This window comes from Ottowia sp. (assembly GCF_035444425.1).
Lineage (GTDB): Bacteria > Pseudomonadota > Gammaproteobacteria > Burkholderiales > Burkholderiaceae_C > Ottowia.
Genome location: NZ_DAOMOQ010000017.1, coordinates 1 through 21,412 on the forward strand (window position 1 = coordinate 1; position 21,412 = coordinate 21,412).

General features: G+C 68.0%; 17 protein-coding genes. 6 read left to right on the top strand and 11 right to left on the bottom strand.

Going from position 1 to position 21,412, the window contains the following annotated elements; all coding sequences use genetic code 11:
* A partial coding sequence (locus PK606_RS08510) for a ribulose bisphosphate carboxylase small subunit (protein ID WP_324562766.1) occupies positions 1-303 on the bottom strand: 303 nt, incomplete at its 3' end.
* A gap of 59 nt (positions 304-362) precedes the next feature.
* Positions 363-1,835, bottom strand: coding sequence for a form I ribulose bisphosphate carboxylase large subunit (locus tag PK606_RS08515; RefSeq protein WP_324562768.1), 1,473 nt, complete (start codon positions 1,833-1,835; stop codon positions 363-365).
* A 101-nt stretch (positions 1,836-1,936) separates the two neighbouring features.
* On the opposite strand from PK606_RS08515, the gene PK606_RS08520 reads away from it, so the two are divergent.
* The gene (locus PK606_RS08520) at positions 1,937-2,917 is read left to right on the top strand and encodes a LysR family transcriptional regulator (protein ID WP_324562771.1); all 981 of its coding nucleotides are present in this window, start codon (positions 1,937-1,939) and stop codon (positions 2,915-2,917) included.
* A gap of 52 nt (positions 2,918-2,969) precedes the next feature.
* On the opposite strand, the gene ppc is transcribed toward PK606_RS08520, so the two are convergent.
* Entirely contained in the window at positions 2,970-5,792 is a 2,823-nt protein-coding gene (gene ppc, locus PK606_RS08525; RefSeq protein WP_324562773.1) for a phosphoenolpyruvate carboxylase, read from the bottom strand.
* Between the two features lie 220 nt (positions 5,793-6,012).
* Positions 6,013-6,948: a LysR family transcriptional regulator gene (locus PK606_RS08530; protein WP_324562776.1), complete on the bottom strand. Its 936-nt coding sequence runs from the start codon at positions 6,946-6,948 to the stop codon at positions 6,013-6,015.
* A gap of 89 nt (positions 6,949-7,037) precedes the next feature.
* Between PK606_RS08530 and PK606_RS08535 the strand changes: the two genes are divergently transcribed.
* From PK606_RS08535 to PK606_RS08545, 3 genes are read left to right on the top strand one after another with little or no spacing between them, the layout of a single operon-like run.
* On the top strand, positions 7,038-8,426 hold the full coding sequence (locus PK606_RS08535) for an acyclic terpene utilization AtuA family protein (protein ID WP_324562778.1): 1,389 nt from the start codon (positions 7,038-7,040) through the stop codon (positions 8,424-8,426).
* Complete coding sequence (locus PK606_RS08540) at positions 8,423-8,788, top strand: AtuA-related protein (RefSeq protein WP_324562780.1); 366 nt, start codon at positions 8,423-8,425, stop codon at positions 8,786-8,788. Before PK606_RS08535 ends, PK606_RS08540 begins: the two co-directional genes overlap by 4 nt.
* Before the next feature lie 44 nt (positions 8,789-8,832).
* Positions 8,833-9,795: a Bug family tripartite tricarboxylate transporter substrate binding protein gene (locus tag PK606_RS08545; protein WP_324562782.1), complete on the top strand. Its 963-nt coding sequence runs from the start codon at positions 8,833-8,835 to the stop codon at positions 9,793-9,795.
* A 97-nt stretch (positions 9,796-9,892) separates the two neighbouring features.
* On the opposite strand, the gene PK606_RS08550 is transcribed toward PK606_RS08545, so the two are convergent.
* From PK606_RS08550 to PK606_RS08580, 7 genes are all read right to left on the bottom strand, one after another.
* On the bottom strand, positions 9,893-11,323 hold the full coding sequence (locus tag PK606_RS08550) for an MBL fold metallo-hydrolase RNA specificity domain-containing protein (RefSeq protein ID WP_324562784.1): 1,431 nt from the start codon (positions 11,321-11,323) through the stop codon (positions 9,893-9,895).
* Positions 11,320-12,861: an efflux transporter outer membrane subunit gene (locus tag PK606_RS08555; protein ID WP_324562787.1), complete on the bottom strand. Its 1,542-nt coding sequence runs from the start codon at positions 12,859-12,861 to the stop codon at positions 11,320-11,322. Before PK606_RS08555 ends, PK606_RS08550 begins: the two co-directional genes overlap by 4 nt.
* Complete coding sequence (locus PK606_RS08560; RefSeq protein ID WP_324562789.1) at positions 12,858-13,976, bottom strand: ABC transporter permease; 1,119 nt, start codon at positions 13,974-13,976, stop codon at positions 12,858-12,860. Before PK606_RS08560 ends, PK606_RS08555 begins: the two co-directional genes overlap by 4 nt.
* Positions 13,977-13,980: 4 nt before the next feature.
* Positions 13,981-15,150: an ABC transporter permease gene (locus PK606_RS08565; RefSeq protein WP_324562791.1), complete on the bottom strand. Its 1,170-nt coding sequence runs from the start codon at positions 15,148-15,150 to the stop codon at positions 13,981-13,983.
* On the bottom strand, positions 15,147-16,919 hold the full coding sequence (locus PK606_RS08570; protein WP_324562793.1) for an ATP-binding cassette domain-containing protein: 1,773 nt from the start codon (positions 16,917-16,919) through the stop codon (positions 15,147-15,149). Before PK606_RS08570 ends, PK606_RS08565 begins: the two co-directional genes overlap by 4 nt.
* A gap of 1 nt (position 16,920) precedes the next feature.
* Entirely contained in the window at positions 16,921-17,961 is a 1,041-nt protein-coding gene (gene hlyD, locus PK606_RS08575) for a secretion protein HlyD (RefSeq protein ID WP_324562795.1), read from the bottom strand.
* Between the two features lie 88 nt (positions 17,962-18,049).
* Positions 18,050-18,658 (bottom strand): TetR/AcrR family transcriptional regulator, encoded by a 609-nt coding sequence (locus PK606_RS08580; RefSeq protein WP_324562798.1) that lies wholly within the window; start codon positions 18,656-18,658, stop codon positions 18,050-18,052.
* Positions 18,659-18,994: 336 nt separating this feature from the next.
* Between PK606_RS08580 and PK606_RS08585 the strand changes: the two genes are divergently transcribed.
* Positions 18,995-20,752 carry a PHA/PHB synthase family protein gene (locus PK606_RS08585; protein WP_324562800.1) on the top strand — a complete coding sequence of 586 codons (1,758 nt, stop codon included), beginning with the start codon at positions 18,995-18,997 and terminating at the stop codon, positions 20,750-20,752.
* Positions 20,753-20,861: 109 nt separating this feature from the next.
* Positions 20,862-21,305 (top strand): hypothetical protein, encoded by a 444-nt coding sequence (locus PK606_RS08590; protein ID WP_324562801.1) that lies wholly within the window; start codon positions 20,862-20,864, stop codon positions 21,303-21,305.
* Positions 21,306-21,412: the final 107 nt, after the last annotated feature.

Consider the following 21,412-nt stretch of genomic DNA (forward strand, 5'->3'; position numbering starts at 1 on the left):
GGCGATGCTTTCCACGCCGCGCGTGGAATCGAAGGCCATCAGGCGGATGTAGTGGCCGGGGAAAGCCTTGCGGCAATCCTTCAGCTCGCCCAGCACGCCGGCGGCGTCCTTGAGGTCGAACATCGGCATGCCGTACATCTCCCAATAGGTGTTGCGCGGGTGCGGGTCGTCGGTGTATTCCACGCTCCAGGCGTAGCCCTTGTTCAGGCCGTATTCGATCTGCGCCGTGATCTCGGCATCGGTCAGGTCGGGCAGGAAGCTGAACTGGCCTTGCGTGAGGCGGCCGGTGGGGTTGGTCATCATGGCTAGTGCTCCTGATTTAATAGCTTGTTGCGCTTGTTTGGCGGCGGCTGGATGCCTTTTCAGGCCACAGCCGGCGTGACGGCGTAGTCGCTGGTGTCGGTGCTCGCGTAGTTGAAGGTGATGTCGCCCCACGTATCCAGCGCGGCCTTCAGCGGGCCGCAGTGCCTGGCGGCGTCCTTCAGGATCTGCGGGCCTTCGTTGGCGATGTCCTTGCCCTCGTTGCGCGCCTTGATCATGGCCTCCAGCGCCACGCGGTTGGCCACGGCGCCGGCCTGGATGCCCTGCGGGTGGCCGATGGTGCCGCCGCCGAACTGCAGGATCACGTCGTCGCCGAACAGTTCCAGCAGCTGGTGCATCTGGCCCGCGTGGATGCCGCCCGAGGCCACGGGCATGACCTTCTTGGTGTCGGCCCAGTCCATGTCGAAGAACAGGCCGCGCGGCAGGTCGGTTCGGGTGTAGCTGTCACGGCAGACGTTGTAGTAGCCCTGCACGGTGAGCGGGTCGCCCTCCAGCTTGCCGACCGCGGTGCCGGTATGCAGGTGGTCGCAGCCGGCCAGGCGCAGCCACTTGGCGATCACGCGGAAGCTCACGCCGTGGTTCTTCTGCCGCGTGTAGGTGCCGTGGCCGGCGCGGTGCATGTGCATGATCATGTCGTTCTTGCGGCACCAGTTGGCCATGCTCTGGATGGCCGTCCAGCCGATCACCAGGTCGACCATGACGACCACGCTGCCCAGGTCCTTGGCGAACTCGGCGCGCTCGTACATGTCTTCCATGGTCGCGGCGGTGATGTTCAGGTAGCTGCCCTTCACCTCGCCGGTGGCGGCGCTGGCCTTGTTGACGCCGTCCATCACGTACAGGAAGCGGTCGCGCCAGTGCATGAAGGGCTGCGAGTTGATGTTCTCGTCGTCCTTCATGAAGTCCAGGCCGCCCTTCAGGCCCTCGTAGATCACGCGGCCGTAGTTGCGCGCCGACAGGCCCAGCTTGGGCTTGGTGGTGGCGCCCAGCAGCGGGCGGCCGAACTTGTCGAGGCGCTCGCGCTCGACGATCAGGCCGGTGGGTGGGCCCTTGAAGGTCTTGACGTAGGCCATCGGGATGCGCATGTCCTCCAGCCGGGCAGCCTTCAGCGGCTTGAACGAGAACACGTTGCCGATCAGGCTGGCCGTCATGTTGGCGATCGAGCCTTCCTCGAACAGGATCAGGTCATAGGCGATCCAGGCGAAGTACTGGCCGGGGGTGTTCGGCACCGGCTCGACCTTGTACGCCTTGGCGCGGTAGCTGTCGCAGGCGGTGAGGCGGTCGGTCCAGACCACGGTCCAGGTGGCGGTGCTGGATTCGCCCGCGACTGCGGCAGCCGCCTCTTCGGGGTCGACGCCTTCCTGCGGCGTGATGCGGAACAGGCACAGGGTGTCGGTGTCCTTGGGCTGGTAGTCGGGCACCCAGTAGCCCATCTGCTTGTACTTCAGCACGCCGGCGCTGTAGCGCTTCCTGGCATCGGTGATCTGACCGGTCTCTTCCTTGGTGATGGCGTTCATGCGGCTCTCCTGCGCGGTTTGGTCGGGACTGGTGCCACTGTAGAAACATGATCAATTAAGGTAAAGTCAGTTTTCGTTTCCCCATAGTTAACGTTTTTTTAATGAAAAACGCCACCCTCAGGCAGTTCCGTGTCTTCAGCGAGGCGGCGCGCCACCAGAGCTTTGCCGAGGCGGCGCGCGTGCTGCACCTGACGCCGCCGGCGGTGTCGATGCAGATCAAGGAGCTGGAAGCCCACGTGGGCCTGCCGCTGTTCGAGCGCAGCGGCCGCAAGGTGGCCCTGACCACGGCGGGCGAGTACGTGCTGGTCTATGCGCGCCGCATCCTGGCCAGCCTGAAGGAGGCCGAGGATGCCGTGGCTCGGCTGCGCAAGCTGGAGGCCGGTCAGCTCACCATCGGCATGGTCAGCACGGCCAAGTACTTCCTGCCGCGCCTGCTGGCCCGGTTCCGGCAGGACCACCCGGGCGTCGAGCTGCACCTGGCGGTGGGCAACCGCGAGCAGCTGGTGAAGATGCTGCAGGCTGGCGAGGTGGACATCGCCATCATGGGCCGCGCGCCGAAGGAGTTCGCCACCCGCGCCGAGCCCTTCGCGGCGCACCCGCACGTGTTCATCGCCGCACCCGGACACCCGTTCGCGCAACAGGGCACGCTGGCGCCGCAGCAGTTGCGCGAATACCCCTTCATCAGCCGCGAGCCCGGCTCCGGCACGCGGGCGGCGCTGCAGCGCTTTCTGGACGAGCGGCGCAGCAGCGTGAACGTGGCGATGGAGATGTCCAGCAACGAAACCATCAAGCAGGCCGTGATGGCCGGCATGGGCATCAGCTTCCTGTCGCTGCACACCATCGGCCTGGAAGTGCGGCAAGGCCTGATCGCCGTGCTCGACGTGCATGGCAGCCCGGTCGTGCGGGCCTGGAACTGCGTGCACAGCATGGCCAAGCTGCTGTCGCCGGCGGCCGAGGCGTTCCGCTACTTCATGCTGGAGCGCGGCGAGGCCTTTCTGGCCGCCGAGTTCGGTGAGCTGCACGCAGGCACCGGCAGCGACGCCGGGCAGGCGCCCGTCGAAGCCCCGGCTGCATCGGGCTGAACCCGTCTGCCTGCTGATCGGCACACGCCCGGCACCGCCGCAGCGAACAGCCTCAACCAGTGTTGCGCAAGGCCGCCGCGATGCCGTTGATGGCGATGTGGATGCCACGCTGCAGGCGCTCCTCGGTGCTGCCGGCGCGGTGGCGGCGGATCAGCTCGATCTGCAGATGGTGCAGCGGGTCGATGTAGGGAAAGCGGTGGCGGATCGAGCGCGCCAGCGCCGGGTTGCCGGCCAGGCGCTGCCGGTCGCCGGTGATGCGCTCCAGCGCCGCCACGGTGCGGTGCCATTCGGCCTCGATCGCGCTGAAGACGCGCTGGCGCAGTTCGGCATCGGGCACCAGTTCGCTGTAGCGGCGTGCCAGCGCCAGGTCGCTCTTGGCCAGCACCATGTCGATGTTCGACAGCAGGGTGGCGAAGAAAGGCCAGTCCCGATACATTTTCTGTAGCAGCAAACCCTTGTCCGAGACTGGTGAATCGCCTGCATCGCCCAGCATCTCGGCGACGGCGCTGCCGAAACCATACCAGCCGGGCAGCGTGGCGCGGCACTGGCCCCAGCTGAAGGCCCAGGGAATGGCGCGCAGGTCCTCGATGCGCTGCGTGGCCTTGCGCGAGGCCGGACGCGAGCCGATGTTGAGCTGCGTGATCTCGCGCAGCGGCGTGGCGGCGAAGAAGTAGTCGGCGAAGCCGGGCGTTTCGTACACCAGCGTGCGGTAGGCGCGCATGGCGGCCTCGGAGATCGCCTCGGCCATGGCCAGGAACTCCGGCGGCACCGCCTGCGCCGGCGGCAGCAGGGTGGCTTCCAGCGTCGCGGCGACCAGCGTCTCCAGGTTGCGGCGACCGATCTCGGGGTTGGCGTACTTGGCACCGATCACCTCGCCCTGCTCGGTCAGGCGCAGCTGCCCTCGCACCGTGCCGGGCGGCTGCGCCAGGATGGCCTGGTAGCTGGGCCCGCCGCCACGCCCCACGGTGCCGCCGCGGCCGTGGAACAGGCGCATGCGGATGCGCGGCGCCGCGCCGTCCTCGCCCCGCACCACAGGCGAATCGAAGAAGCGCGCCAGCGCCACCTCGGACCGGTACAGCTCCCAGTTGCTGGTGAAGATACCGCCGTCCTTGTTGCTGTCGGAGTAGCCCAGCATGATGTCCTGCACACCGCCGCTGGCACGCACCAGCTCAGGCACGCCGGGGATGGCGTAGAACGCCTGCATGATGTCGGCGGCCTGGCGCAGGTCGGCAATGGTCTCGAACAGCGGCACCACGATCAGTTCGGCCATGGCGGTGCCCTTCCCGCCTGCGCCCGGCTCCAGCACGCCGCGCATCAGGCCGACCTCCTTCTGCAGCAGCAGCACCTCCAGCAGGTCGCTCACGCTCTCGGTGTGGCTGATGATGCAATGGCGGATGGCGTCGGCGCCATAGCGCTGGCGCAGCTGGCGCGCGGTCTCGAAGATCGCCAGCTCGGCGCTGGTCCAGTCGCTGTAGGCAGCCAGCGGCACGCGCAGCGGCCGCGGCTCGCGCAGCAGGCGCACCAGCAGCTCGCAGCGCCGCGCCTCGTCGAGGCCGGCGTAGTCGGCCTCGACACCCGCCACCTTCAGCAGTTCGGCCACCACCGCTTCGTGCTGGTCTGAGCTCTGCCGCAGATCCACCGTCGCCAGGTGGAAGCCGAACACGCGCACCGCGCGCATCAGCGCCTGCAGGCGCTCGCCGGCCAGCGCCTGCAGCGAGGACGCCGCCAGTGCGTCGGCGATGATTTTCAGTTCGTCTAGGAACGCCTGGGCGTCAGAGTAGGGGTCCTGCGGCTCGACCGCGTGGCGTGCCGCATCGCCCTGGGCCAGCTGCTTCAGCGTCGCCGCCAGGCGGGCGTAGATGCCGATCAGCGCGCGCCGGTACGGCTCGTCGGCGCGGTGCGGGCTGGTGTCGGGCGAGGCCTCGGCCAGCGCCTGCATGGCCGGCGTCGGCGGCACCAGCAAGCCCGACATCGACAGCTCGCCGCCGAGCCGGTGCACCTCGGTCAGGTAGTGGCGCAGCACCACGTCGGCCTGCAGGCACAGCGCCTCGGCGAGCGTCTGCGCCGACACGTTCGGATTGCCGTCACGGTCGCCGCCCATCCAGTGGCCCATGCGCAGGAAATCGCCCACGTCCTCGCCGGGCAACTCGGCCTCGACCGCAGCATAGAGCCGCGGGATCTCGCGCAGGAAGGTGGCGTGGTAGTAGCCGAGCGCGTTCTCGATCTCGTCGTGCACCGTCAGCTTGCTGAAGCGCAGCAGCCGCGTGTGCCACAGCTGCAGCACGCGCACGCGGATTTGCGCCTCGTTGGCGGCCAGCGCCGCCGCGCCCTCGGCGCGGCAGGCATCGCGCTGCACCAGCAGGCGGGCGATGGCGCGCTCGGCCTGCAAGATGCTCTGGCGCTGCACCTCGGTCGGGTGCGCCGTCAGCACCGGTGACAGGTGCGCCTGCGCCAGCATGCCGGTGATCGCCGGATCCGGCACCCCAGCCTGCCGCAGCCGCTGGAACGAATGCGCCAAGCCGGCCTCGTGCAGCGTGCCCTGGCTTTCGTGCAGCATGCGGCGGCGCACGTGGTGGCGGTCCTCGGCCAGATTGGCGAGGTGGCTGAAATAGGTGAAGGCGCGAATCACGCTGCTCGCCTGCGCGGCACTCAGCGATTCGAGCAGCGTCTTCAATCGGCTCTCCACGGCCGCATCCTCGTCCCGGCGAAAGGCGACCGAAAGCTGGCGGATCTGCTCCACCAGCTCATAGGTCGCCGCGCCCTCCTGTTCGCGGATCACGTCACCCAGCAGGCGACCGAGCAGGCGGATGTCTTCGAGCAGGGGTGCTTCGCTGGCGAGTGCGGTGGTGGTTGCGTTGTTTGCTGGATCGGTCATGAATCGGTTGTCGCCGTCGGACTGTGGTCAGGGCCGAAGGGTACCGCGTGCGTGTTCATCGATCAGCAAGCAGCGACCGCACCCGGCACACATGGGTGCGGCGCAGCGCCATGTTGATCTGACCGCACGTCGAGTCAAGGCCGTCGATGCACAGCCGGCACGGCTCGCGATCCACCGTCTGCGTGCAACCGAGCCGAGAACCTGGATGAGAAACCTCGCTCTACCCGAGCCTGTCGGAGCTTGTCTCGCGACCAGGGCGCGCCCCAAAGCGTTCCACGACCAGATCGTGCATGGCCTGCGCAGCACTGGACAGACTGGCATCGCGGCGTATCAAGACAATCGAGCGGGTCAGCGTGGGCAGTGGGAGCGGACGCACCACGATGCGAGGACTGCGGAACTGATACAGCGTGAGCGTCGGGACGGCGCTGATTCCCAGCCCTGCCTCGACCATGCCGCCCACAGTGGCCAACTGCTCCACCTCCAAGATCGTCTTCATGGACAACGGATGCAGTGCTGCATCGAGCGCCTGACGAACGCTTGTGCTGCGAGCCATCTGGATGAACGGATACCCCGCGAGCGACGCGAGTGTCAGGCGTCGTTGCTGTGCCAGTGGATGTCCCGCCGGGCACAACAAATGAAAGCCGTCGCTGCGCAAGACACGCGACACCAGTCCATCCACACCATTGACCGGTAGCGCGCCCGAAGCCAGTGCGAAGTCAGCCTGGCCACTTCGCACCAGTTCGATGCACGGATCGGACAGCACATCGGACAGGCGCAATTCAATCCCCGGAAAGCGCGCCCGGAAATCCGCAAACACCTCCGGCAACCAGCCTGCCGACAGCGAGGGCAGAGCGGCCAGGTGGACACGCCCCCGACGGCGCTCCACATGGTCGGCGAGGTCCGCAAGAGCCAACCGGGTGTCCTGAAGCAGGCGCCGCGCGGCTTGCTCGAAGCGTTTGCCCTCGACCGTCAGTCGCACGCGGCGCGTGTCGCGGTCGAACAGGCGCACGCCGACGGATTCTTCCAGGCCGCGGATCAGCGCACTGAAGGCTGGCTGCGACAGATGGCAGGCCTGCGCCGCACGCGTGAAGTTGAGCAACTCCGCCAAACACACGAAAGCACGCAACTGGCGCGTGGAGAAGTCCGGACGGTCCACTTATTTGGATAACAGATCAAATGATCAGAACTTTCTATTTTACGGATCATTTCGCGAAGCTTACATTGGGCTGGAAACACCGCTAGGACATGGTAAGTTCATCACCCTCCCCTTTGCTGATCGGCTGCGCCGCAGGGTTCTCAGGTGACCGCACGGATGCTGCTGGCCCGGTTGTCGACACCTTGATCACTCGCCTGCAAGGCGGCCCAACGGGGCAGCGCGCGTTTCTCATCTTCGAGACGCTCGCGGAACGCACGCTGGCGCTGGCCCAGCTGCGCAAGCGCGCTGATCCTGCCGCAGGTTACGAACCGCTGCTTGATGAGATGCTGCGCCCGGTGCTGGCACGCGCCCTGGCCGCGGGCATCCGCATCGTCAGCAACTTCGGTGCAGCCAACCCCCGAGGGGCTGCGTTGCACATCGCCCGCATGGCACGCGAACTGCGCGTGCCGCAGCCTCGCATTGCGGTGGTTGAGGGCGATGATCTCGCGGCGCCGGCACAGCAGGCACTGCTGCGTGAGCGACTCGGCAGTACGCTGGACGGACTGCGGGTCGTCAGCGCCAACGCCTATATCGGCGCCGAGGCGATCGCCGCTGCACTGCGCGACGACGCACAGATCGTGGTTTGTGGGCGTGTTGCCGATCCCTCGCTGGCGGTCGGTCCCGCGCTGGCGCACTTCGGCTGGGCCGCCGACGACTGGAATCGCCTGGCACGGGCAACCATGGCCGGGCACTTACTCGAATGCGGTGCACAGGTTTGCGGCGGCTATTTCGCCGACCCCGGCTACAAGGATGTCGCCGACATGGCCCACATCGGCTTTCCGGTGGCGGAAATCGAAGCCGACGGCCATTTCATCGTCGGGAAGGCGGACCACACCGGCGGCCTGGTGACCGAGCGCACCGTAACGGAGCAACTGCTTTACGAGGTGCACGACCCTGAGGCCTATCTGACCCCCGATGTGGTCGCGGATATCAGCGAGGCGGAGGTCAGCGCCGTGGATCAGGACCGTGTCCGCGTGAGCGGTGTCCGCGGCCACCCACGGCCAACCGAGTTGAAGGTGAACGTCTGCCATGAAGGCGGTTGGTTGGCAGAGGGCGAGATCTCGTACGCCGGCGCTCGTGCGGAAACGCGGGCCCGGCTGGCTGCCGACATCCTGCGCCAGCGCCTGCCCGATCTGGAGCTGCGTGTCGACCTGATCGGCGTGTTGAGCGTCTTCGGCGACGACGCTGGGCGCCTGCTCTCCGCCACGCCGAATGGTGATGCCCGAGACGTGCGTCTGCGCGTGGCCGCCACGCACGACGAGCGGCATGTGGCCGAGCGGCTCACGCGTGAGGTCACAGCACTGTATACCTGTGGACCGGCCGGCGGCGGCGGCGTGCGGACAGCACTCACTGCACGCTTGAACACCGTTTCATGCACGCTGCCACGCGAGGCCGTGCCGACCCGCCACGAGATCGTCCACGCAGGAAGTGCGGCATGACCAAGACCGTGACCGTTCCGCTCCACCGAGCCGCCCACGGCCGCACCGGCGACAAGGGCAACCGCTCCAACATCAGCGTGATCGCATGGCATCCGGCGTTGTGGCCGTTGCTGGTTGACCAGGTCACAGCCCAGGCCGTGACCGATCGCTTCATGGCACGCAGACCGAGCCAGGTGCGCCGCTATCTGCTGCCACGCCTGCACGCCATGAACTTCGTGCTCGACGATGTGCTGGACGGAGGTGTCAACGACGCCCTCAATCTGGATACACACGGCAAGTCACTTTCCTACTGGTTGCTCGAGATACCGATCCAGGTACCTCTCGATCTCGTTGCGCATCTCGCCGGGCACAGCGACCGCTGAAGGCTCGTTTCTCTCTTACCCACTTCGTCACAGGAGACATATTCATGACCAAGTTCCGCAACATGGCAATCGCTGCCACCTCCTTGCTGTTCGCGGCCAGTGCGCTGGCGCAGGACTTCCCCACCAAGACCATTACCTTCATCGTGCCGTTTGCCGCTGGTAGTGCCACCGATCAGCTGGCGCGCGCGCTGGGTCAATCGGTGTCCGATCAGGCCAAGCAAGCCGTCGTCGTCGACAACAAGGGGGGTGCCAGTGGCCAGATTGCGGCAGCGCACGTCGCGCGTGCAGCCGCCGACGGCTACACGGTGCTGATCACCACCAACACCACGCATGCCGCCAACGAGCACCTGTACAAGAAGCTCAGCTACGACCCGGTCAAGGACTTCGCTCCGATCACGGGCCTTGGCAAGGGCGGTCAGGTCCTGGTCGTGCGCACCGATGCACCCTACGGCAACGTGATGGATCTGGTCGCTGCGGCCAAGAAGGCGCCTGGCAAGCTCACTTTTGGAAGCGGCAGCTCGTCAAGCCGAACTGCGGGTGAGATGTTCAAGCAGTTGACGAACACCGACATCCTGCATGTGCCCTACAAGAGCAATCCGAACGCCATCACCGACCTGCTGGGCGGGCAGATCGACTTCATGATCACCGACACCTCCACCGGCGTGCCGCAGGTCAAGGGCGGCAAGCTGAAGGCGCTGGGCGTATCTACCACCGAGCGCAACGCACTGCTTCCAGACGTGCCGACGATCGCGGAAGCCGGCGTGAAGGGTTACGACATGGGCTACTGGTTTGCTGCCTACGCTCCCGCCGGCACCCCGCCAGCCGTGGTCGGGAAACTCCGCGATCTGCTGGCGAACGCCGCGCGAAGCACGGCAGCCAAGAGCTTCTTTGACGGCAGTGGCTCGGTAGCGTGGACCACGACACCGGAGGAATTGGCGAAGTTCCAGCACGCAGAAACAGCCAAGTGGGGCAAGGTCATCAAGGCCGCAGGAATCGAGGCTGAATGAAGGGCCAAAGCGCTGTTCACGCGTCGCTTCCCAGAGAGCTTGTTCACCCGAGGTGGAACAGGATGGAGACGATTGAAGAACGGCGCGCCGGCGCGCATCAGGATCCTGCGGAGGGTTCATCGTTCGTCCGCAGGAAGTCCGGCCAGCGCAATGCATGGCCATGCTCGGGCACCGTGACTTGCCAGCGCAGTTGCTGCTGCAGGAGCTGGGCGAAGGCCTGCGCGGCCAACGGCTCGCCATGCACCACGAAGGTTTGCCTGGGCGCACGGGTGAAGCCACGGGCCCAATCCAGCAGTGCTTTCTGGTCGGCGTGCGCCGACAAACCCTCCACGCTGTAGATCGCGGCACGCACCGGGATTTCCTCGCCGAAGATGCGCACCCGCGAGGCGCCATCGATCAGGCGGCGGCCCAGTGTTCCCTGCGCCTGGAAGCCGGGAAACACGACGCTGCACTCGCGCCGCGGCAGGTTGTGGCGCAGGTGGTGTCGGATGCGCCCCGCGTCGGCCATGCCGCTGGCCGAGATGATGATGGCACCCGAGCGGATCTGGTTCAGCGCCTTGGACTCCTTGACGCTCGCGGTGAAATGCAGCCGGGGCAGGTTCTCGCCGCGCGAGTGCCATCCGGCCAGTTGCCTGGCCTGTTCATCGAACAATTCAAGATGCTCGCGCGTGATGCGGGTGGCTTGCGCAGCCATGGGCGAATCGACATACACGGTCGGCTGCTGCAGGCGTCCTTCGCTGGCGAGACGGTGCAGGTGGTAGAGCACCTCCTGGGTTCGGCCCACGGCAAAGGCCGGCACGATGACGTTGCCGCCACGCTCGAACAAGGTGTGCTCGATGATGCCGATCATCTGCGCTTCGGTGGCCGAAAAGTCCTTGTGCCGGCGGTCGCCATAGGTGGACTCGATGACGAGGATGTCGGCGTCCTCGATGGGTGTCGGATCGCGCAGTATGGGGCGCCCCGGCTGACCAAGGTCACCGCTGAACACGATCTTGGTCGGATGGCCGTACTCCGTGACCCAGACTTCCACGATGGCCGATCCGAGGATGTGTCCGGCATCCCGAAACCGGACACGCACGCCGACACGGGGCGCAAACTCCCGCTCGTAGTCCACGCTTCGCACCTGCTTCAGGCAGGCGTGCGCATCCGGCAGGGTATACAGCGGCGTCGGCTTGGCCTCGCCCCGCAACCGCCTGGACGCCCGCTTCGCCTCGCTCTCCTGGATGTGCGCGCTGTCCGGCAGCATCACCTGGAGCAGGTCGGCCGTGGCCGGCGTGGCGTAGATCGGCCCGTGGAAGCCGGCACGCGTCAGCTTGGGCAAAAGTCCGCTGTGGTCGATGTGGGCATGGGTCAGCAGGACGAAATCGATCGATGCCGGGTCGAACCTGAAGTCCTCCTGGTTGCGCGCCGAGGCCGCGCGACCACCCTGGACCATGCCGCAATCCACCAGGAAGCGCGCATTCACCGCCTGCACCAGGAAGCACGATCCGGTGACTTCGCGCGCCGCGCCCAGGAAGTTCAGCTTCATGGCGTGGCGGGCGCGCTGGCGATCGGCTCGGCATCACGCACCGGACCCACGCCTCGCGAGGCTGCTGCCGGAGCCTCCCAGCCGCCGCCGAGCGCCTTGTACAGCGCCACCAGCTGCATGGCTGCGCCGGTGTGCGCGCGCACGGTGGCGGTTTCGGCCTCGTGCACGCTGCGCTCGGCCGCCAGCAGCTCGATGAGGGCGATGTCGCCCGCCGCGTAGCGCGTCCGGGCGTGGCCGTGGCTGGTGCGGGCCGCATCGAGCGCCAGCCAGCGGCGCTCGAGCGTGCGCAGTCCGGCGTGGTAGTCGCCCAGCGCGCGCTCAGCATCGCCCAGCGCCGCCAGCACGGCTTGTTCGTAGGCGAGCGCGGCCTGTCGCTCGGCGGCCTCTTTCGCCCGGATCTCGGCGCGCACGCGCCCGCCGTCGAACAGGCGCCAGGAAATCAGCGGCAGGATGGAAAAGCGCGCGCTGGAGGCCTCGAACCAGTCGCCCGTGCTGAGTGCCTGGAAGCCGCCGCCGAGCCCGATCGACAGCTTGGGGAACAGCTCGGCTGTGGCCACGCCGATGTCGGCCGAGCTGGCCGCCAGGCGCCGCTCGGCCGCCAGCACGTCGGGGCGCCGGCGCAGCAGGTCGGCGCGCTCGCCGACCGGCAGCGCGCGCAGCGTGCTGGGAGCCAGCGGTGCATCCAGCAAGGCCAGCTCACGCTCCGGCGGCGCGCCCAGCAGCACGCCCAGGCCGAGCACCGCCGCGCGTTCGCGCGCCTCGATGCCCGGCAGCAAGGCGCTCACCGCGGCCCACTGCGCGTGCGCCGCGTCGACGTCGGCGGCCGACGCATCGCCCTGCTCGTGCCGCAGGCGCACCAGTTCCAGGCTTTGCTGCAAGGTGTCCAGCGTGGCTTGCTGCACCTGCCATTCGTAGCGGGCGCCGACGGCGCTGAGCCAGCTGCGCGCGACCTCGGCGACGATGCGCATGCGCACGCCCTGGGCCTCGACTTCGGTGGCCTGCAGGCGGGCGTCGGCGCCCTCCAGCGCGCGCCGCTGGGCGCCGAACAGGTCGAGCTCCCAGGCCGCGTCGAAACCGGCGTCGTAGATGGTCTGCGTGGCCTCGAGCCCGGGGATGCTGCCGACCGGCAGGGGGCCGTTCTCGCTCTGCCGGCGTCGGTTCACGCTGGCGCCGGCACTGACCGCGGGGTACTGTCCGCCCGCCACGCGGTCGCGCAGCGCGCGCGCCTCGTCGACCCGGGCAGCCGCCTGGCGCAGCTCGAGGTTCTGCGCCAGCGCGGCCGCGATCAGGCGATCGAGGACCGGATCGTCGAACGAGGCCCACCAGCGCACCAGCTCGGCCGACTCCGACGCGCTGGCCAGCGACAGGGTCCAGCCGGAGCCGGTGTCGACCGGCGGCGGCGCCTGGTAGTCGGGACCGACGGCGGCGCATGCGGTCAGCAGCAGGCCGGACAGGGCCAGCGCGAGCGGATGCCAGCGCCGGGGCGCTGGCCCGGTATTTGCCGGGCGAACAAGGTGGCGGCAGGTATCAGAATTCATTGCAGGCGTCCTCGGACGAACACGGTCGCCATCGTCAGCGTGATCACGGCGATGACGGCCAGCGGCCACAAACTGGCCAGGATGTCGCTGGCCGGCATGGCCTTGAGAAAGCTGCCTTCGACGATGACCAGGAAATGCGTGAGCGGAATCGCCTGCGCCAGCCATTGCAGCACCAGCGGCATGTTCTCCACCGGCGTGGCGAAGCCGGACATCAGCACCGCCGGCACGCCGATCGCGAACGCGCCGAGGATCGCCTGCTGCTGCGTCATGCTGACCGCCGAGATCATCAGCCCGATGCCGACCACCGACAGGATGAACAGCATCAGGCTGAGCAGCAGCCAGCCGAACGAGCCGGTGAACGGGATGCCGAACAGGAACACGCCGGCGCCGATCATGAACAGGCCCAGCGCGGTGCCGATCGCCAGCGCCGGCAGCGACTTGGAGATGATGATCTCCGGCGTCGAGGTCGGCGACACCAGCAGCTGGTCGAAGGTGCCCAGCTCGCGTTCGCGCGCGATCGACAGCGAAGTGATCATCAGCGCGCTGAACAGCGCCAGGATACCGCTGAGCCCGGGCACGATGAACCAGCGGTAGGTCAGGTTCGGGTTGAACCAGTGGCGCGCCACCACCGGTGTCGGCACCTGCGCCTCCGGCACCACCTCGGCGCCGACGTCGGCCGCGATGGTCGAGAGGTAGGCGACCGTGATCTGGCCGGCGTTGCTGCGCCGGCCGTCGACCAGCACCTGCACGCGGCCGCTGTCGCCGGCGGCGATGGCGCGCGAGAAATCCACCGGGATCGAAAGCGCCGCGATCACTTCGCCGCGGTCGATCAACGTGTCGAGCTGGCGCTGGCTGTCCACGTGCCGCAGGCGGGTGATGAAGCCGGCGCTGTCCAGGCGCTGGATGAGTTCGTGCGACCAGCGGCCCGCGTCCTGGTCGTACACCGCGACGTCGACGTTGCGCACCTCCAGCGTCGCGGCGAAGGCGAAGATCAGCAGCTGCAGGATCGGCGGCACGAACACCACCATGCGGCTGCGCGGGTCGCGCAGCACGCTGAGCACCTCCTTGATGAACTGCGCCCGCAGGCGCGTGAAACTGAAGGTGGATCCGGACACGGCGCTACTCCAGATTCTTGCGCGTGGCGCGCTTGGCCAGCACGAAGAACACCACCCCGATCGCCGCCATCGCCAGCAGGTTGGGCAGGAACACGGCCCAGATGTCGCCGGCCAGGAACACCGTCTTCAGCGTCTCGACGAAGTAGCGCGCCGGGATCGCGTAGGTGATGGCGCGGATCGGCGCCGGCATGGCGTTGATCTCGTACAGGAAGCCCGAGAGCATGAAGGCCGGCAGGAAGCCGCTGAACAGGGCGATCTGCGCCGCCAGGAACTGGTTGCGCGCCAGCGACGAGATCAGCAGGCCCTGGCCCAGCGCCGGCACCATGAACACGCCCGACAGCAGCAGCAGCGCCGCCAGCGAGCCGCGCAGCGGCACCCCGAACACGAACACCGCCAGCGCGGTGGCGCCCAGCGTCGACAGCATGCCGAGCGCGAAGTAGGGCAGCAGCTTGCCGATCAGGATCTCGGTCACCGAAGCCGGCGTCGACAGCACCGCCTCCATGGTGCCGCGCTCCCACTCGCGCGCCACCACCAGCGCGGTCAGCATGGTGCCGATGATGGTCATGACGATGGCGATGGCGCCGGGAATCAGCGCGCGGCGGCTTTCCAGCTCGGCGTTGAAGCGGTAGCGCGGCTCCAGCACCACGGCCTGGGGCGCTGCCTGGACGTCGAGCCCCGCGCGCCAGGTCTGCACCACGCCGCGGGCGTAGTTCTCGACGTAGTTGGCGGTGTTCGGGTAGGAGCCGTCGGTGACGACCTGCACCAGCGGCTCGCTGCCCCGCTGCGCCAGGCGCCGCTCGAAATCCTGCGGGATCACCACGTAGCCGCGCAGTTCGCCGGAAACCAGCTTGTCGGCCACCTGGCGCCGGTCATGCACGAAGCGCGGGTCGACGAAGCGGGTGCCCGCAAACGCCGCCGCCAGCGACTGGGCCGAGGCGCCGGGCGACTCCAGCACCACGCCGATGCGCACGTTCCTGGCGTCCAGCGACACCGCGTAGGCGAACAGCAGCAGCAGCACCACCGGCAGCACGAAGGCGATCAGCAGCGTCGACGGGTCGCGCCAGGCCTGCAGGCTTTCCTTGTGAATCAAGGCCAGCAGGCGCCGCAGGTCGAAGCGGCGCAGGCCGGCCGGCTCCGGCCGCTCAGGCTGAGGGGGCTGCGCGGCGGTGTTCACGCGACGGTCTCCGTCTCGCGCTCGGCCGACTCCACCAGGTGGATGAAGGCGTCCTCCATCGTCGGATCCGGGCGCTCGGCGCTGACGGCGCTGCGCTTGAGCTCATCGGGCGTGTCGAGCGCGATCAGCCGGGCGCGCGAGAGCATGGCCACGCGGTCGCAGTACTCGGCCTCGTCCATGAAATGGGTGGTGACCATGATGGTCACGCCCTTGCGCGCCAGGCCGTTGATGTGGGTCCAGAATTCGCGCCGCGTGATCGGATCGACGCCGGAGGTCGGCTCGTCCAGGAACAGCACCGGCGGCCGGTGCATCAGCGCGCAGGCCAGCGCCAGGCGCTGCTTGTGCCCCAGCGGCAGCGAATCGGGCGTGGCGGGCAGCCACTCGCCCAGGTCGAAGGTCTCGATCATCTCGGCGATGCGCTCGCGCCGCGTGCCGCCGTCGAGCTCGTAGACGCCGGCCGAGAACTCCAGGTTCTGCCGCACCGACAGCAGACCGTAGAGCGAGAACTTCTGCGCCATGTAGCCGAGCCGGCTCTTGGCCGCGCCGGTGGCGTGGCGCAGGTCGTGTCCGACCACGTGCGCCTCGCCCTCGGTGGGCTTGAGCAGGCCGCACAGCATCTTGAAGGTGGTCGACTTGCCGGCGCCGTTGGGGCCGAGCAGGCCGAAGATCTCGCCCTTGTGCACTTCGAAGCTGACGCTGTCGGTGGCGGTGAAATCGCCGAAGCGCTTGGTCAGGTTGCGGCAGGACACCGCGATGTCCGAGCCCAGCTCGACCGGCGGCAGGCGCTCGGCCAGCGCGGAGGTGCCGCCGGGGCCGCCGCCGAGCAGGTCGATGAAGGCGTCCTCGAAGCGCGCCGGCACCGCGGCCAGTTCCACATGGGCGCGCTCGGCCAGGGCCTGGATCTGCGTCGCATCCGCGCCCTCGCGCAGCACCAGGCGCACGCCGGCGCCCTGGATCACGCCGTCGCTCACGCTCTCGAGGTCCAGCGCCTCGGTCAGCACCGCCCGGCGCTCGGCGCCCACGTCCTCGAGCCGGAAACTGCGCCCGTCGAGCTGCCGCGTCAGCTCCTGCGGCGGGCCGTCGAACAGCAGCTCGCCCTGGTTCAGCAGCAGCACGCTCTCGCAGCGCTCGGCCTCGTCGAGATAGGCGGTGGACCAGACCACCGCCATGCCCTCGTCGGTCAGCGCCTGCACCATGCGCCACAGGTCCTGCCGGCTCACCGGGTCGACGCCGACGCCGGGCTCGTCCAGCAGCAGCACCTTGGGTCGCGCCATCAGCGCGCAGGCCAGGCCCAGCTTCTGCTTCATGCCGCCGGACAGCTTGCCGGCCAGCCGCTTGGTGAACGGGCCCAGCCGCGTGAAGTCGAGCAGTTCGGCGAACAGCTCGGCGTTGCGATCGGCGTCCATGCCGCGCAACTGCGCGTACAGGCGCATGTTCTCCATCACCGACAGGTCTTCGTAGAGGCCGAAGCGCTGCGGCATGTAGCCGCTGGCGACGTGGATGGCGTCGTTGTCGCGCACCGCGTCGTAGCCGGCCAGGGTGACGCGGCCGGCGTCGGGCACCAGCAGGCCGGTCAGGATGCGCATCAGCGTGGTCTTGCCGGCGCCGTCGGGGCCGACCAGCCCCGTCAGCCGGCCGTAGTGGATGCGCGCACTCAGGGAGCGCAGGGCCTGCACGTTGCCGAAGTGCTTGTCCAGCCCGTCGATGACGACGGCAACCCCGTCGTCCGCTCGGGACGGCGCATCTGTGGCGACAGGGCTTGCCGTCATTTCAGCGTGCTCCCGCAGGCGCTCCGCTGCTGGCCGGGGCATCGGCCTCGATGGTCACCGGCATGCCCTGGCGCAGGCCCGCATCGGCGTCGGCCGCGTCGATGACGATGCGCAGGCGGTACACCAGGTCGGTACGCAGATCGGTGGTCTCCACCGACTTGGGCGTGAACTCGGCACGTGGCGAGATGAAGCCGATCTGGCCGCGATAGGCCTTGTCGGAGGAGTCGCTCATGACCCGCACCGCCATGCCGGGCGCGATGCGCCCCAGATCCGGCTGGCCCACGTAGGCACGCACGTAGACCGGCTTGTCCAGGCTCAGGCTGTAGATCGTGCTCTGGCTGGCGACCATGCTGCCGGCCTCGCGCACACGCGCGATCACGGTGCCGTCGCTGGGCGCCAGCAGCTCGGTGTCGGCCAGGGCAGTCGCGGCCTGCTCGCGTGCCGCTTGCGCCGCGGCAAGGCGTGCCTGCGCGGCGTCGATGTCTTCCTTGCGAAAGCCCTCGGAAGCGAGCGAGAGTGCGGCCTTGGCACTCTCGACACCCGCAGCCGCCTGGTCGCGGGCCGCGCGCGCGGCATCGACGGTGCGTTGGCTGCTGGCGCCCGAGGCCAGCAAATTGCTCTGCCGCTGGTGGTTGCGCTCGGCATCGACGGCGGCGGCCTGCGCGCGCTTGAGCGCTTCGCGTGCCTGGGTGACTTCCTGCGGCCGCAGGCCGCGGCGCAACTTGGTGAGTTCCGCCTGCGCCACCTGCACCGACGCTTCGGCGGCCGCCAGCGCGTCCTGGTAGGGCTGGGCATCCAGGGTCGCCATGCGGGCACCGGCGCTGACGGCATCGCCTTCGTCGAATGCCAGTTCGGCCACGCGCCCGGGCTGCCGGAACGCCAGTTGCACCTCGCGGATGTCGACGTTGCCGTACAGGCGCAGTGGGCCGTTGTCCCGATTCGCGCCTTGCATCCACCAATACGCGGCGCCCACGCCCAGCGCCGCGACCACCAGGATCACGATCAGCAGTTTCCCGCTGCGAGACGATGTGGGTTGGCTCATGACAGGTCTCCCAGGCGCAGGATCGATGAGTGTTCGGTGGCGTCCTGATCCGACCGTGGTGGGTCGACAACAGGCGCTTCATGCGCTTTCATGACGCCGCCTCGATGCCGCGGCGATAGATCGCGAACACGGCTGGCGCTGCACGGCGGATCTGGCTCACCTTGCCGGCCAGCAGCGACTGCATCACCAGGCCCTGAATGGTGCCGATGAACAGCACGGCAGCGGCTTCCACGTCCAGCTCCGCATCCAGTTCACCCTGCGCCTTGCCCGCTTCCATCAGGCGGCGCAGCCGCTGGTCGTACTGTCGGATCAGGGTCTGCACCATGCGCTTGGGAAGCGTGTTGCCGGCGCGCTGCAGCTCGCCGAACAGCATGCGTGGCACCCCGGGGTGCTTGGCCACGAAGTCGATGTGCGTCATGAACATGGCTTCGAGCGCCGCCACGGGGGACGCCGCGCCAGCCGCGGCCTTGTCCACGCTGAGCAGCAGGCGTTCGCTGACCCAGGACATGGTGGCCTCCAGGATGGCGTCCTTGGTCCGGAAGTGGCGGAACAGCGCGCCCTGTGTCAGGCCCATCCGGTCGGCAATCGCCGTGGTCGTGATCTCGGCCGGGTTCTGCTCGGCTGCCAGGTCGACCACGGCCTGCACCGTGGCGGCGCGCCGCTCTTCGGCAGGCAGGTATTGGGGGCGTTCATTCACGACCGACATCTCCTTAAAGTGAGTAACCTATTACTATCGTAATGCACATGAATACCTTTGATGACAAGAGGGGGAAGCTGGATTCCTCGGCACGGCGCGACGCTGGTCATTGGACCCGGCATCGCGTGTCCAGCGTCGCCTGGTGAGGGCACAGCCGTCGGTCTTGAGCCTCCCGCATCGGCGCTGCCGTCATGACCCGATGGTCCCGGCACGGACCTGACCCGGATGTACCGATGTTGGAAGAAGGGTTGTAGCCACACGGGTTCAACAATCCTCGTCAAGAGAATAGGATAGTAATAACTTACTCACTACTTCAAAGGGCTGGAAATGGAAATCATGTCCACGATGGAGAGGCCAGGAGGCACATCGCGCGAAGGCGGTCACCCCGATGCCCTGGATGCTCTCGCCAACGCCATGCGGGCGCGCGGCACCGGCGGACTGTCGCCGGCGGCCGCCTTGCTGGCGTGGTACGACTGGGCGCTGCATCTGATGCTTTCGCCGGGCAAGCAGCACAGCCTGCTGAAGCAGGGGCTGGAGAATCAGCAGCGCTTCGCGCGCTACGCCGTGCAGGCCGCGGGCACGCGCGACTGCCCTACTTGCGTCGAACCACTGGAGCAGGATCGGCGCTTTGCCGATCCGGCCTGGCAGCACTGGCCGTTCAACCTGATCCACCAGGGCTTTCTGCTGCAACAGCAGTGGTGGCAGGACGCCACCACCGGCGTGCGCGGCGTGTCGCACCATCACGAGAACATGGTCACTTTCGCCGGGCGGCAGTGGCTGGACATGTGGTCGCCGAGCAACTTCATCTGGAGCAATCCGGAGGTGCTGGCCGCCATCGCGAGCAGCGGCGGCGCCAACCTGTGGCGCGGCGCCATGAACCTGCTCGACGATGCGCGGCGGCTCGCGCTGGACGATGCACCGGCCGGGGTCGAGGGCTTCGAGGTCGGCAAGGACGTGGCGGTCACCCCGGGAAAGGTGGTGTTTCGCAACCATCTGATCGAACTGATCCAGTACGCGCCCACGACCGCCGAGGTGCATGCCGAGCCGGTGCTGATCGTGCCTTCCTGGATCATGAAGTACTACATCCTCGACCTGTCGCCGCACAACTCGATGGTGAAGTACCTGGTGGCGCAGGGGCACACGGTGTTCATCATCTCCTGGCGCAACCCGACCGCGGCCGACCGCGACCTCGGCCTGGACGACTACCGCAGCCTGGGCGTCATGGCTGCGCTGGAGGCGGTCGCCACCATCGTGCCCGAACGCAAGGTGCATGCGGTGGGCTACTGCCTGGGTGGCACCCTGCTGGCGATCGCCGCCACCGCGATGGCACGCGATGGCGACGATCGACTGCAGAGCCTGAGCCTGCTCGCCGCGGAGACGGATTTCCGCGAATCCGGCGAGATCGCGCTGTTCGTCGACGAAAGCCAGCTGGCCTGGCTCGAGGCGGCCATGTGGGACAAGGGCTATCTGGACGGCAGGCAGATGGCCGGCGCGTTCCAGATGCTCAACTCGCAGGACCTGATCTGGTCGCGGCGGGTGCGCGAATACCTGCTTGGCGAGCGCCAGACGCAGAACGACCTGATGGCCTGGAACGCCGACCTCACCCGCATGCCGTACCGCATGCACAGCGAATACCTGCGGCAGCTGTATCTGGGCAACGATCTGGCCGAGGGGCGCTACCGGGTCGATGGCAGACCGGTGGCGCTGGCCGACATCACGGTGCCCTTGTTCGTCGTCGGCACGGTGCGTGATCACGTCGCCCCGTGGCAATCGGTGTACAAGCTGCACCTGCTCAGTGATGCGGAACTGACTTTCGTGCTCACCAGCGGCGGGCACAACGCCGGTGTCGTCAGCGAGCCGGGCCACCCGCGGCGCAGCTTCCAGATCGGCACCCGCAGCGCCGGCGAGCGCTACCTCGACCCGCAGCAGTGGCGCGCCCAGACCCCGCTGCACGAGGGTTCGTGGTGGCCAGCCTGGCAGCAGTGGCTGGCGCAGCGTTCGTCCGCGCGCGTGGCACCACCCGCCATGGGCAGCCGACGCGGCGCGTACGCCCCGCTTGCCGACGCGCCCGGCACCTACGTGGCGATGAAGTGACATGACACCCCAGGTCCGCCACCGGTTCACCCCATTTCGACCGGGCCACGCCCATCAAGCTGACCCACACCCGCCCCGCCGGGGCATTTCATCACCGTGGAGCATTGCAATGAACAGCGAACTGCCCATCCATCTTTACAAGGCCAACGCCCAGCTGCAGTTGGAGGTCACCCGCCTGCTGCAGGAAAGCGGCCATCAGTGGCTCGAAGCCATACAACAGCTTAGTGCCGACAGCATGCAGGAAACCACCGTGGGCATCCAGGGCCTGCAGCAGGCGGCCGACTGGCAGGCACTCGCGACGCTGCCGTCCGATGTGTTCTGGCGTCTGTGCCAAGGCCGCATGAACGATGTCCAGGCACTTGGCCAGGTCGCGGCCAGGAACCAGACCCTCTTTGCCGATGGCCTGCGCCAGGCGCTTGCAAGCTGGCAGGCGTCGGTCTCCGAGGCGGTCGGCATCAGCACCGATATCGCCTCCTTCGGGCAGCCCTGGCAACCGTGGACGCAGCCGGCGACGGGGCCGGCTGCCACGTCCCAGGGCAAGACCGGGAAGTGAGGGTGAAGCGCATGCTGTCCGCTCGCCTTGACCAGCCGGACAGGTCTGCCGCATCGGCCTGACTGGCGCCGCATGCCGCATGCCGTATCCGGGGGAGTTCTTGACGT